The organism is Amycolatopsis sp. NPDC049253 (genome assembly GCF_040678995.1).
GTDB lineage: Bacteria > Actinomycetota > Actinomycetes > Mycobacteriales > Pseudonocardiaceae > Amycolatopsis.
The window spans coordinates 1-12,431 of sequence record NZ_JBFAQX010000049.1 but is presented as its reverse complement, the minus strand read 5'-3'; the positions used below and the strand labels follow the sequence as shown (position 1 = coordinate 12,431).

Below are 12,431 nucleotides of genomic sequence, written 5' to 3'. Positions count from 1 at the left end.
CCCCGATCCGATCGCTTCCAGTCTCCCCGGCTGGGCCGTTGAGCAGCAAACGGGCAAGACTGGGCCGAACGGGTTACCGTCAGTAGATCGCAGCGTGACGACGGAGGGTCGAAATGGCTGCTCGCGACCGATCTCACGTCCCTGCCTGGGTCGAGCCGATGCTGGCCAAGGCGGATGGTGGCCGGCTGCGCAGCGGACCGGAGTGGACGTATGAGTACAAGCTGGACGGCTACCGCGCGGCGATGCGGATCGCACCGGATGGCACCACGGTGCTGACCAGCCGCAACAACATCGACTTCACCGCCGAGTTCGCCGACCTCGCCACCGTGCTCGGCCCCGCCCTGGACGGACGCTCCGCGGTGCTGGACGGTGAGGTCGTCGTGTACGACGAGGACGGCCGGATCGACTTCGAGCTCCTGCAGGAACGCCGCGGCCGCTACACCAAACACGCCGGATCGCTGCGCCGCGACGAGCAGTTCGAGGACCTGCCCGTCCGGTTCCTCGCCTTCGACTTGCTCCACCTCGGCGGGCGCAGCCTGCTGACCCAACCGTACGACGAACGCCGTCGGCTCCTGACCGGCCTGCCGAAGCCCGACCCGCGCCGGGTCGCCGTCGTGCCCGCGGTGACCTTCGGCGAGCTCGACGCCGACCACCGCACCCCCGCCCACTTCCTCGCCGACGCCGCGCACGCCGGCTACGAAGGCGTCGTCACGAAGCTGCGCAACTCCACCTACGTCCCCGGGCGCCGGGCGGACTCGTGGCTCAAGCACCCGTTCATCCAGACCCAGGAAGTCATCATCTGCGGCTGGCGCCCCGGCCAGCGCAGCTTCGCCAGCACCCTCGGCGGCCTTCTGCTCGGCGCCCACGACCCCGACACCGGCGACCTCGTGTACCTCGGCGACGTCGGCACCGGCTTCTCCCAAGCTGCCCGCGCCGAGCTCATGGCCCAGTTGCAGCCCCTGGAACGCCGCACCGACCCGTTTGCCGCGACGCCCCCGCGGGAGGACACCGCCCGCGCCCGCTGGGTCGAGCCGCGCGTGGTCGGCGAGATCGTCTACCGCCAGTTCACCCGCGCCGGGCGCGTCCGCCACACCGCCTGGCGCGGCCTGCGCCAGGACAAGAAGCCCGCCGACGTCCTCGCGCCCAAACCGAGCCACCGCGTCGAGCCGTCGCCTGCGTCGTCCGGACCGTCTCTTTCCGCGACCGAGCAGCTGGTGCAGGTCGGCGACCGGCGGCTCAAGCTGTCCAACTTGGACAAAGTCCTCTACCCGCGTGACGGCTTCACCAAGGGCGAGGTGATCAACTACTATGCCCGGATCGCACCGGTACTACTGCCGCAGCTCGCCGGACGCCCTGTCACGTTCATCCGCTACCCCGATGGCGTCGACGGCGAGAGTTGGTTCGAGAAGAACCTCCCACGAGGGGCTCCGTCATGGCTGCGCACAGTGCTGTTGCCCAGTACCGGTTCGCGCAGCGGCCGCGGCCCCGGCACGATCAGCTACCCACTGATCGACGACCTGCCGAGCCTGGTGTGGGCAGCCACCATGGCCGCCCTCGAACTACACACTCCACAATGGACTATCGACGAAGCCGGGCAACGGCAGCTGCCAGACCGGCTCGTGGTCGACCTCGACCCGGGGCCCGGCACCACCATCGTCGAATGCTGCCGCGTCGCCGAGCGACTGCACGACATCCTCACCGCGGACGGCCTCACCCCCTTCGCCAAAACCTCAGGCTCGAAAGGCATGCAGCTGTACTGCGGCATCACCACCAACCACGCCGACGCCCCCTCCGCCTACGCGAAACAGCTCGCCCAACAGCTCGCCCAGGAGACACCCGACACCGTCACCGCCGTAATGGCCAAAGCCCGGCGGACCGGCAAGGTCTTCATCGACTGGAGCCAGAACAACCCCACCAAGACCACCATCGCGGCCTACTCCTTGCGCGGCCGTGAAACGCCGACGGTGTCCACCCCCGTCACCTGGGGCGAAGTGTCTGCCTGCCGCCAGGCCCACCAGTTCGCGTTCACCGCCGACGACGTTCTCGATCGCGTCGACGACATCGGCGACCTCCTTCAACCCTTACTTGACACCACCGCACCATTGCCCACGCGGTAACCTTCCCGTGCGACAAATTGAGCGTCACAGAAATTTGTTCTTCTCCTACGAACTGGCACAAAAATCTTTGAAGCTCCATCAGACGACGGCGTCCCAGTTCGGCTTTCGCGCGGCAGCAAGGAAATTCGTTGCGTTCACGGCTGAATTCGCGGTCGCCCGAGGCTTCGCGTCCGGCGAGTTCGCACTGCGCAGCGGGAGTCAGGTCGCCCGAACTGGTGAGCGCGTTCGGGATCACTCATACCCGCCGCGTACCCGGCCCGGCGCCGAACAAACACGGGATGATCGAACGCGGGACCCGGACCACCACCGGTGGACAACGCGCCGGACTTCACGCCCCGCGGCCCGTAGTGCGCTGCAGCTCGTCGATCCGTTCCAAGGCCTGCGCCTTGGTGAGGTCCTCGGGCACCTCTACCCCGGCCTCCTGGCCCAACGTCTGCAGGTACGACTTCTGCGGCCCGGTCATGGGCTCGTCGCCGGTCGTCCAGTCGCTCGGGTCCTTCTGCGGGTTCTGGGCGTTCAGGCCGGCACGGCCCTTCAGACCGGAGGTGCGCACTCCCGACGCGGTGGCCGGCGAGGCGAATCAGGCGTCGCGGAGGTGCTTCAGAGCCGCAGACAGCAGCGGCCGGTGCCCTTCGTGCAGCTTCCCTCCAGCACCCTCGATCGCTGCCGCGAGTTCGTCCAGGCTGGCGAACGGAAACCACGAGGCCGAGGCCGCGTCGTCACCGGCGGTGGAAGCGTTTCCTCGATCCGGTAGAGCGCCACCGTGCTCGACGCCCACGCGTGATCGGTGTTCCGCCAGTCGTCCACGTAGGTCCGCGTCGGGATCTTCGGATCCATACCGGCCAGGTCTACATCGGTTTCCTCGCGCAGCTCGCGGACCAGCGCGCGCTCCGCGGTCTCACCCGGGTCGACCATGCCGCCGGGGATGGCCCACTCCGCGCAGTCCCGGCGCAGGATGAGCAGCACCTGTGGTTCCGCACCGCCGGCTCCGGCCACGACGATCGGGTCCGCGGCCTGGTTCTCGCCCCATTTTCCGAGGTGCCGTCCAGGCCTTCCGGTGCGGCCGGTGGGGTTCAGCGGCCGGCGCCGCTCATCGAGCCGGTACGACACCAGGGCAGCAGCCTGCCGGTCGGCCCAGTCCGGGACATCGCGCGGCGTCGCGTAGGGATCAGCCCAACCTTCGCGCACGCTGCGTTCCAGTCCAGCGCCCACGAGTTCTGAGGGGGTGATTCGACCGGGATGTATCCCGGCCACGGCGTGGACCACGAGCGCATCGTGTCCGGCACCCGCGAGCCGGCGTGGCTCACCCCGCTGCGGCTTCCGGTCGCCCACAACTCGGCCGGCCCCGGCTCCCCGAGGTCGTCCCGACGACGTTGCGCGGTGGTCCGGGGCACCCCCATGGCCGCCGCCAGCTGGCCGTACGACCCGCCGTCGCGTGTGTGCGGCCGGATTCCAGCGGAACGCACACCCTCGAGACGGGCCAGCAGTCCGCACACGTCCCGCAGCAACCGCTCGTCCCACGCCAGTCCGGCGTCGCCCCGACGGTCCTTGAAACTGGTCTCATCTCCCCGGGACTCGGCGTGACGCCCCTTCCGCATCGCCGCCAGCCCGACCAGCACCGTGTCCAGCGCATCTGCCAGCTCCGCCGCATCGGTTCCCCACGCCGCTCTCTGATCCTCGGCCAAGGACAGCACCAGTTCCAGGCCACCCCGTCGCGCCTCGGCGCCTTCGCGGCAATTCACACCGCTTCAACTCCCGTAGTGGTTCGCGTCCAAGACCCAACACACGCAGACGCGTATGGGCGCCTACACTTTCGCTCGGCCTCAACGCGGGTCCATACCGCCGTGATCGCCGCCGCCCTCGTCTTCTGTCCTGGCGCCGACTGTCTCCGGAGGTTGGTCGCGGAAAGTCGGTTCGGTGTGTTCGTCACCGAAATCAGCGTCTTCTTCCATGCTTTCCGCAGTGACCGGGTCGATTTCGGGTGTGCTCATGTTTACTCCACGGGCGTAGACGTTTCTCCGGCCGATGTCTGCCGGAGTGCCCTTGGCCCGGCGAATACCACGCCAGCGCTCGGCCAAACCGAGGAGCGGCAACGGGCCGATCGGCGGCGCGCTCGTTCCCGCGCGACCTCGCCGGCCACGGCGTCCGCTTCGTCAGCGTCCATCGCCGTGGTATCACGCGGCGGCAGGACGGGCTCGGCTTCACCGCCCCCGCCTCCCGCCTCGAGCCGGCGGCCGCCGGCCAGCTCGGCGTCCAGCTCGGCACCGAGCAGCAGGGCAACGTTGGAGATCCACAACCACACCAGGAACACGATGACCCCGGCGAGCGACCCGTAAGCCTTGTCGTACGAAACGAAATTGGCTACGTGGAGCGCAAATCCCGCCGAGGCCAGCACCCACAGTGCGACGACGACCAGACCGCCGGGCGTGAGCCACCGGAAGCTCGGCTGCCGCACGTTGGGTCCGGCCCAGTAGAGCAGGGCGAACACCAGGCTGACGAGAACTGCGATCACCGGCCACTTCGCGATCTCCCACACAAGGACTCCGGGCTGCGTCCGCGCCCTGTCCGAGCAGTCCGAGCACCGAGATCAACACCACGAGGCTGGGGAAGCATTCTGGCTTTACGGACTGCTCATCGATCACGGCAGCGACGCCAACGTCGTCCCGCCCAACAACGTCGACAGCTGGCTCCACCTCGGCCTCGGCCTCGGACTCGGACTCGGCATGATCGCCCTCGACCTACTCACCAGCCGCGAAGCACGCACAGCCTCTCGACACGACCGCAAGCGGGGGCCCCGAGCGCTCGTCATGAGAACCGACTCCGATGTCTACGAGGCCATCGGACGAGTCCTCGCGCACTGGGCGGATAAGCAGCGGCGAAGGTGGGTGCCGACACAGGGGCAGTTGGCACCGGCCTGGACGATTGCTTGCGTGAGCTCGTGACCGACGGCGTGAGCGGAGTCAGCGCTGGTCGAGCTGGGCGCGCAGGTAGTGGATCGTGTTTTCGGCGTCGGCGAGCTGGTCTTGCAGGCCGATGATGCGGGCGGCGGCGGTGAGGGTGTGGCCTTCGTCGAGTTGTTCGCGCAGCCGGATCACGAGGGTGAGCTGGCGGCGGGAGTAGCGGCGATGGCCACCGTCCGAGCGCTGTGGGCGCACCAGGTCCGCGGCGTCCAGGCTGCGCAGGAACGCTTCCTGCACACCCAGCATCTTCGCGGCCTGCCCGGTGGTGAAGGACGGGTAGTCCGGGTTGTCGAGGTTGCCCAGATCAGCCACGCACTCCTCCTTGACGAGTCGTCACGCTCGCTCCCGGCCACTTCAGATTATCTGGTACAGGCACTTGACACAACTTGCAGTGCGCGCTATAGAAATGGATGAGCGGTACATGACCTGGTGTCGAACGCGATGTTGCCGGGGAGTGATCGATGATGCCGGACACCACCCGCCGCGAAGCGGTGACCAGCGGGTTCGCCGAGCTGGTGTATGCGGATCCAGCGTGGCTGCGCGCCGAGTTCGACGCGATCATGACCGCCAATTTCGAGGTGCTTCCTCCGTACCCACCGAGGCCCCGGCCTGGATCCTCGGGTCCGCAGCGATCCAGCCGCGCACCCCGCACCGTCGCCACCCGCGGCCGGTCGATCGGCGTGGTGCCGGCGACACGAGGCGGGTATCGGCAGCGTTCCCCTCCGCCGACCGGTGCGCTCCTGGGGCCAGCGAAGCGATGGTGATCTCGAAAGGCGGCAGGTGATGCCTGCACACCTGGAGCCCGCCCGCCTGTAGTCCTTTCACCCGGCGGGGATGCCTGCTCCGACAGACGACCGGGGAAACCTGAAAGCGGTCCCGGTCCGGCGTCTCGTGGCGCACACCTCGCGGCACCCCCCCAGCCCGGGCGGTATGGCTGCCGGGACGGGCCCCAGGTCATTGAAGGATCGATTGCACACCCGGCATTCTCGAGAGGTGTTTCCCACCGAACTGGTTCCGGCCCCGCCGCCCGCGTTGCGGCGGGAGCCGGATCTCGGCGATGACACGAAACCAGCACTCATCTCCCCAAAGCAGGGTGGCGTACAGGTTTGACGAGCCGCCTCCGGTCCCCAGCACGCCGGCGGCGGTGCACAGGGAAAGAGCAGAGGAGGGATGGTCATGTTGATGCGGACCGACCCGTTCCGGGAGCTGGACAGGCTGACCCAGCAGTTCTTCGGCGCCACCGGCACCACATCGCACCCGGCGGTGATGCCGATGGACGCCTACCGGTCCGGCAACGAGTATGTGGTGCAGTTCGATCTGCCCGGTGTCGCGCCGGACGCCATCGACCTGGACGTGGAGCGCAACGTGCTCACCGTCAAAGCCGAACGCAAGCCGACCTACGACGAGGGCACCGAGGTCCAGGTGTCCGAGCGGCCACGCGGGGTGTTCTCCCGCCAGCTGTTCCTGGGTGACACCCTCGACGCGAACAACATCGCAGCACACTACGAGACGGGAGTGTTGACGCTGCGCATGCCGATCGCCGAACAGGCCAAGCCGCGCAAGATCGCCATCAGCGGCGAAAGCGAGTCCAAGCAGATCAACGCCTGAGCACCCAAGCCTGGCTCCGCTCGCGCGGCATCGAACGCTGCCGGGCGGGGCCCGCGTCGCCGTCGACCCTCGCACAGCAGGAGGAGAGCGGAACCGATGGCTACCATCCGACACCGACCGGTCACGATCGCCACCACGCTGGCCACGACCGCCCGCGACCTGCGGCGCGCGGTCCGCGCGGCCGACCCGGCCACGACGTCCAGCCTGGCGCAGCTGCGTAACGCCGGCTGGCAGCTGGCCCAGCTCACCGGCGAGCTGACCGATCTGGTGACCCTCCTGGCCGAACACACCGCCCACCACACCCAACGTCCCGAGCAGCTTCGCCGGGTCGACGGCGCGCCGGGCACCGCACATCTGGCCTCCGCATGCCGGGAACTGACCACCCTGCGGCGCGCCCTCGACACCGCTCACATCGCGGCGCGCGATTACTACACCGAGATCAGCCAACTCAACCCAGCTGCGCCCGGTTCGCTCCGGTCCTCGCCATGAACCTCTCGCACCCCGCAGACCTGCCCGACCTCTACGCAGTGTGCAGCTCCAGCCTTGCTCGACGATCAAACACGCCAGCCGCAGCCGGGTCCGAGGGGTCAGCGCGGCGTTAGGGTGGGACACGAAGGCCTCCGGTGCGTGAAGCGGTTCCTAGACAGCTCGACTTCACAACCAGAGGCCTTCACCTGTCTGCACGACAGGCCGGCACACCCTCAAAACCAGAACAACGTCCCTGGACATCACTCCTAGCCCAGCAGGAAGGCCGCTATCCCCGTCGAGGTCACCACCCGCGGCCCGAACCGGCGCTCCCGGCCGACAACGACACGAGCGTGGCCGCCGCCTTGGATCTTCAGCAGCTACGGCGCCGAACAGCGTGCGGGCCGGCTCGACGGTGACGTAGGTGGGCAAGGCGAAGAACGACACCGCGATGACCTTCAGCGCCGTCCGCTCGCGGCCTGCGGGTCATTGGCAGAGAATTGCCAGGTCACCGCGGCTGCCGAGGCGGCCTCGATCAACGAATCCAAGCCGAAACCGATCAGCACGGTCGACGAGGCGACCATCCCTGCCGCGAGCCCTATGACCGCCGGGAAAGCGTTGGAGGTGACGGCGGCCGCCACCGGCAGCCGCGCCCGCCACGACAGCACCACGCGACGATCCGCGTCCCCCGGCCCATCGTGTTCGGCGACGCAGAGGCCGGAGCGTCGCCGTCCGGGCTACCCGCGACCCCGTGGCCGACGCCCTGCTGCGACGCGTGCTGGCCGGTGCTGCGCTCACCGCTCTCGCCGCACAACGGCTGCGCCTCGAGGGACACCGGCTACACGACTGGCTGGCGCCGAATCTCCCCGTGGCTCGACGTCAAGTCACCCGCGGCCGGCCTCCGGCACACGATCCCGGTTCCGCCGCCGCGCAAACGGGTAGCCGAGTCCTCATGGACGGGGCGGGGACGACGATCGGGGTCGAGGAGGAGTTCCTTCTCGTCAACCCGCGCACGGGTCGGACGGCGCCGTGCGCGGACCGCGTGCTGGCGCGCTGCGGGCACGACGGCCGGTGGCCGGAAGGCGCGATCGCGCAACGGGAGTTGCGCCCGACGCAGGTGGAGCTGGCCACGGGCGTGTGCACGAGCGCCGACGAGCTACGGGTCCAGCTGACCGCCGGGCGCCGGTTGCTCGCCGAGGCAGCGGCCGCCGAGGACTGTGCGCTCGTCGCGTCCGGCACACCTGTGTCGCTTCCGGGCCGTGGGGCGCAGCCGGAGCCACAGGGCCGGTACGCGCAGATCCACGAGGCCTACGGCCCTCTCGCCGCCGACTACGAAGCTTGCGGCTGCCACGTACACGTCGGCGTCGAGGACCCGGACACGGCCGTCGCGGTGGTGAACCACCTCGGCCCGTGGCTGCCGGTACTGCTGGCACTGTCGGCCAACTCGCCGTTCGCCGACGGCCGCGACACCGGTTACCACAGCTGGCGCATGGTGCTGCAGACCCGATTCCCCGGTTCCGGTGTCGCGCCGTATTTCCGCAGCCACGCCGAGTACCAGAGCGCGGTGGACGCGCTCGTGACGTGCGGGGCGCTGGTCGACCGCAACCAGAGCTTTTGGCTGGCCCGGCCGTCCGCACGGCTGCCGACGGTGGAACTGCGCGTGGCCGACGCGGCCCCGACCGTCGACGGCGCGGTACTGCAGGCGGTGCTGTCCCGCGCCCTCGTGCGGACCGCGCTGGCCGCCCTGGAGCGCGGGATCGAAGGTCCGCGCCTCTCGCCGCAAGTGTGTGCCGCGGCCGTCTGGGCCGCCGCGCGCCACGGCCTCACCGGGCTCCTGGTGGATCCCCGGCTCGAACGACGGCGTCCGGCCGTCGACCTCGTCGACGACCTGCTCACGCACACCGCCGGCGCGCTCGAGGAAGCCGGCGACCGCGCCCTCACCGAATCACTGGCCGGCCGACTGCTCGTCGACGGCACGGGGTCGGACGCGCAGCGCTCCGCGGCGGGCGGCGGGCTGCGCGCTGTGGTGCGGCTCCTCGAGGAGCGCACCGTACCCGTCTCGGGGCATGAACCGGCCGCCGCGGGGTAACCCTCCGGCCATGACGAGTCTGCGGTCCGCCATGTTCCCCACCGCCCGTGGGCCGTTGTCGGCCGCCGTCTCCGAGACCCTGTCCGCTCCCCCGCCCGGGCAGACTCTGCCGCTCGACGCGATCGCGGACGCGGACCCGTTCGGCGACGACCTGTAGCTGGGCCTGCACCTGTGTTACGAGCTGCACTACCAAGGTCTGCCGGGCGTCGACGCCGGCTGGGAGTGGGACCCCGAGCTGCTGCGGCTGCGGGCCGCGCTGGAAGAGCGCTTCCTGAGTGCGTTGCGCGCCGCGGTGCCCGGTGGCGACGACGTCGACGGCGGGTTCGCCGCGCTGCTGGTCGAGCCGATCGACGCGGCCGGTGTTTCCCACTACCTGCGTGACGAGGGCCAGTGGTGGCAGGTGCGGGAACTGTTCGCCCACCGCTCGATCTACCACCTCAAGGAAGTCGATCCGCACGCGTGGGTCATCCCGCGGCTGCGGGGCCGGGCCAAGGCGGCGCTCGTGGCCGTGGAGTTCGACGAGTTCGGCGGCGTCCGCCCGGAGTACGTCGACTCGCACCTGTTCGCCGACCTGCTGCGCGGCGCCGAACTCCCCGACGGCTACCTGGCCCTGCTGGACCACGTGCCCGCGCCGATGCTGGCGATCGTCAACGCGATGTCGCTGTTCGGGCTCCACCGCGCGCTGCGGGGCGCGCTCGTCGGCCACTTCGCCGCTGCGGAGGTCACCACGGCGCCCTCGGGCAGCGCATCGTGCAGGCGCTCACCCGGATCGGCGCGCCCGAGGCGTGCAAGTTCTTCTCTATCGAGCACATCGAAGCCGACACGGTGCACGAACAAGGGATGCGCCACGACGTGGTCGATGACCTGCTTGAGCAGGAACCGGCGCTCGCGGCGGACGTGGTGTTCGGTGTGCAGGCCACGAACCACCTCGAGGACCGCCTCGGCGAGCACCTGCCGGGGTGCTGGCGCACCGGGCGGTCCTCGTTGCGTCAACCGTTGCCTTGAGCGCGGACCCGCTTTCGGTGGCTGGTGTCGCACAGCGGGAAGCACTTGCTGCGCCCGCAGGTGCACACTGCCACCAGGAACCGGTCGGAGCGCACCGTGTTGCCCTCGGGCGTCTGCAGCTCCACCGGACCTTCGATCGCAGCGGCCCACCCGGGACCACCCGCACCCGCCGGTGGCCCCGGCCCTCACCGGTCGGCACGGAGCACCACCAGTTCCTCTTTCCGCACCTGCGGGGCTACCAAGCCCGACCGTTCAAGGAAGTCCGTCCGCGTCGCTCGCCGGTGACATGACGAAGGAGCCGGCCTGGGTCACCGCGCGACGATGTCGAAGTTCAGCCCGAAGTTGTCGAGCGGAACGGGCAGCTCCCCTGAGCTCCGCGTGGCGCCGTAGAGGTGGGAGTCGTGGGCCTGCAGCAGGTTCGCGTACAGCATCGACGTCGTGGACAACACAAGGTCGTGGCCGCGGCACGCTCCGGGGCCGCCGCTGAACGGGACGAGCGCGGCGTTGTTCGCCGCGCGCCCGTCGAGCCGGATGGCGTGGCAGCCAAACCGGGTCGGCCGTGCATCGGGTTTAACTCCGCCGCATCTCGTACACGTCATCACCGGGAAGCCGGTGCCGACCAGAGCCAGGGAACGCACCGCGGCGCTGACTCGGAGCGACGCGTCGGCCTCGTCGACGCTCCTCTCCCACCGAGCACTCGGACCTGCGCGCCACGCCACGTGCCACTCACGTGCCATCGTGGAGGCGGGGCCCAAGTCAGAGCCACGGAGCGCCTTCCACCAGCGACTGCTTCCCCAGCGGCTACCTCTTGACCGGCTGCAGGGTCCGCTCGAGGTGGGTCAAAGCGGTCATCCCTCCTGGTGACTCGCGGCGGAGAGCCGGCCGCCATCGGTGTGCAGCCAGCCAGCAACGCGATCCGCGATCATGATAGTCGTGATGTTCGTGGGAGCGCTGGGGACGAGCGGCATGATCGAGGCATGGGCGACGACGAGCCCGTCGATGCCGTGCACGCGACCGCGGCTGTCGACGACGCCCGTTTGAGCAAGGCGCAGCAGTGGAATTCATGACGTCATACCAGCCGAGGGCATTGAACCTGGCGTTCAGCGGTGACCCGGACATGCGCATCGGAGCCGTCCTGCACGTCCGAGCTGCCCTGCCCGGTCTGGACGCGCTGCGGCAGCACATCGAGCAGCGGGCGGCCGCCGTGCCTTCGCTCGGCCACCTCATCGACGGCTCTGCCTGGCGGCCTCGGGTATTGCGCGTCGCCGATCACCTCACGGAGCACCGGGCCGAAACTCTTGAGCAAGCGCGCGAGGAAGTGCTCGCGCGACCGTTCCCCGAGGGACGGTCCGCGGTGGGACATGACCGTCCTGCGCGGCGACGAACCGGATCGGTACGCGCTGTTCTACCGCGTGCACCACTCGTCCAGGATTACGGCGGGGTCACTTTCGCACTGGAGAGCCTGTTCTGCCCACAACCACTGTCCGTCGAGAACTCGTCCGCCGTGCCGCCCCCCGGTGCGCGAACCGGTCGTGTGCGCCGATGACGTTGGTATCCGGCCAATCGCAGTCCTCTGTTCGTTGTGGTCCTACGAGTTTGGTGCCGAATAATCCGGGTATGCGCAGGTCGTACGAGCGACTCGAGCTCCGGCCGATCTCGTCGTACGCAGCGCACAGCACAAGCCATCCAGCCCGTGACATCTCACCAAGATTCTCGGACATGCGGACAACGAACGACGAAGTATCTCCCTGACCAGCCCGGAACCGCGCGGGTGCCCACCAACCCACTGCACGAACCCGGCGAATTCACCGATGCCCGGAAACCGCAGGCACGATCATGGTCGACCTGGCAACCTCAGGCAAATTTACACCTGGACAAGCCTCTTCATAGATCAGCGATGAGCCATAGCGCTCTCCGAAGGGATAGATCAATGAATACCGGTTTCAACGTCCTGCAGAGCCTGCAGAGCGCATTCACGACATTCGTGGGCTACCTGCCGCAGCTGATCGGCGCGCTGCTCGTGTTGCTGATCGGCTTCATCATCGCCAAACTGCTGGACAAGGCCATCACCAAAGGCCTGCAGAAGGCCAAAGTCGACGACCGGCTGAAGACCGGCGGCGGCGCGAACTACGTGGAGAAGCTCTCCCCACGAGGCAGCCCCTCCAAACTCGTCGGCCTGGTCGTGTT

Annotated in this window: 12 protein-coding genes and 5 pseudogenes; 7 read left to right on the top strand and 10 right to left on the bottom strand. The window is 69.0% G+C overall.

Annotated features, from left to right (window positions below; genetic code table 11):
• Positions 1-113 precede the first annotated feature (113 nt).
• The gene (ligD, locus tag AB0K15_RS46200) at positions 114-2,117 is read left to right on the top strand and encodes a DNA ligase D (RefSeq protein ID WP_364067196.1); all 2,004 of its coding nucleotides are present in this window, start codon (positions 114-116) and stop codon (positions 2,115-2,117) included.
• Between the two features lie 328 nt (positions 2,118-2,445).
• Here ligD and AB0K15_RS46195 read toward each other — a convergent pair whose 3' ends face one another.
• From AB0K15_RS46195 to AB0K15_RS46180, 4 genes are all read right to left on the bottom strand, one after another.
• The gene (locus AB0K15_RS46195) at positions 2,446-2,670 is read right to left on the bottom strand and encodes a DUF3072 domain-containing protein (RefSeq protein WP_364067194.1); all 225 of its coding nucleotides are present in this window, start codon (positions 2,668-2,670) and stop codon (positions 2,446-2,448) included.
• A gap of 47 nt (positions 2,671-2,717) precedes the next feature.
• A complete protein-coding gene (locus AB0K15_RS46190) occupies positions 2,718-3,305 on the bottom strand; it encodes an NUDIX domain-containing protein (protein WP_364067192.1) in 588 nt (195 codons plus the stop codon).
• A 635-nt stretch (positions 3,306-3,940) separates the two neighbouring features.
• Positions 3,941-4,108 carry a hypothetical protein gene (locus AB0K15_RS46185; RefSeq protein ID WP_364067190.1) on the bottom strand — a complete coding sequence of 56 codons (168 nt, stop codon included), beginning with the start codon at positions 4,106-4,108 and terminating at the stop codon, positions 3,941-3,943.
• Between the two features lie 2 nt (positions 4,109-4,110).
• Positions 4,111-4,653, bottom strand: coding sequence for a YihY/virulence factor BrkB family protein (locus AB0K15_RS46180; protein ID WP_364067188.1), 543 nt, complete (start codon positions 4,651-4,653; stop codon positions 4,111-4,113).
• Positions 4,654-4,732: 79 nt separating this feature from the next.
• Between AB0K15_RS46180 and AB0K15_RS46175 the strand changes: the two are divergent.
• Positions 4,733-4,861, top strand: a pseudogene (locus tag AB0K15_RS46175) (DUF4383 domain-containing protein); the annotation flags it as partial.
• A gap of 216 nt (positions 4,862-5,077) precedes the next feature.
• Here the strand turns inward: AB0K15_RS46175 and AB0K15_RS46170 are convergent.
• A complete protein-coding gene (locus AB0K15_RS46170; protein WP_364067186.1) occupies positions 5,078-5,389 on the bottom strand; it encodes a MerR family transcriptional regulator in 312 nt (103 codons plus the stop codon).
• A gap of 864 nt (positions 5,390-6,253) precedes the next feature.
• Between AB0K15_RS46170 and AB0K15_RS46165 the strand changes: the two genes are divergently transcribed.
• Together AB0K15_RS46165 and AB0K15_RS46160 are read left to right on the top strand one after the other, a co-directional pair.
• Positions 6,254-6,685: an Hsp20/alpha crystallin family protein gene (locus AB0K15_RS46165; protein WP_364067184.1), complete on the top strand. Its 432-nt coding sequence runs from the start codon at positions 6,254-6,256 to the stop codon at positions 6,683-6,685.
• Positions 6,686-6,781: 96 nt separating this feature from the next.
• On the top strand, positions 6,782-7,174 hold the full coding sequence (locus AB0K15_RS46160) for a hypothetical protein (RefSeq protein ID WP_364067182.1): 393 nt from the start codon (positions 6,782-6,784) through the stop codon (positions 7,172-7,174).
• A 348-nt stretch (positions 7,175-7,522) separates the two neighbouring features.
• On the opposite strand, the pseudogene AB0K15_RS46155 reads toward AB0K15_RS46160, so the two are convergent.
• Positions 7,523-7,818 (bottom strand): annotated as a pseudogene (locus tag AB0K15_RS46155) (cobalt transporter); the annotation flags it as partial.
• A 284-nt stretch (positions 7,819-8,102) separates the two neighbouring features.
• Here AB0K15_RS46155 and AB0K15_RS46150 point away from each other — a divergent pair.
• Together AB0K15_RS46150 and AB0K15_RS46145 are read left to right on the top strand one after the other, a co-directional pair.
• On the top strand, positions 8,103-9,239 hold the full coding sequence (locus AB0K15_RS46150; protein WP_364067180.1) for a glutamate--cysteine ligase: 1,137 nt from the start codon (positions 8,103-8,105) through the stop codon (positions 9,237-9,239).
• Between the two features lie 10 nt (positions 9,240-9,249).
• Positions 9,250-10,244: pseudogene (locus AB0K15_RS46145) on the top strand (iron-containing redox enzyme family protein).
• Here AB0K15_RS46145 and AB0K15_RS46140 read toward each other — a convergent pair.
• The 4 genes and pseudogenes from AB0K15_RS46140 to AB0K15_RS46125 all read right to left on the bottom strand — a co-directional run bounded on the left by AB0K15_RS46140 (position 10,229) and on the right by AB0K15_RS46125 (position 11,550).
• Positions 10,229-10,443 (bottom strand): annotated as a pseudogene (locus AB0K15_RS46140) (CDGSH iron-sulfur domain-containing protein). The pseudogenes AB0K15_RS46145 and AB0K15_RS46140 overlap by 16 nt on opposite strands.
• A 109-nt stretch (positions 10,444-10,552) precedes the next feature.
• Positions 10,553-10,690 (bottom strand): hypothetical protein, encoded by a 138-nt coding sequence (locus AB0K15_RS46135; protein ID WP_364067178.1) that lies wholly within the window; start codon positions 10,688-10,690, stop codon positions 10,553-10,555.
• 402 nt (positions 10,691-11,092) lie between these two features.
• Positions 11,093-11,254, bottom strand: coding sequence for a GMC oxidoreductase (locus AB0K15_RS46130; protein WP_364067176.1), 162 nt, complete (start codon positions 11,252-11,254; stop codon positions 11,093-11,095).
• A 59-nt stretch (positions 11,255-11,313) separates the two neighbouring features.
• On the bottom strand, positions 11,314-11,550 hold the full coding sequence (locus AB0K15_RS46125) for a hypothetical protein (RefSeq protein ID WP_364067174.1): 237 nt from the start codon (positions 11,548-11,550) through the stop codon (positions 11,314-11,316).
• Between the two features lie 624 nt (positions 11,551-12,174).
• On the opposite strand from AB0K15_RS46125, the pseudogene AB0K15_RS46120 reads away from it, so the two are divergent.
• A pseudogene (locus AB0K15_RS46120) lies at positions 12,175-12,431 on the top strand (hypothetical protein); the annotation flags it as partial.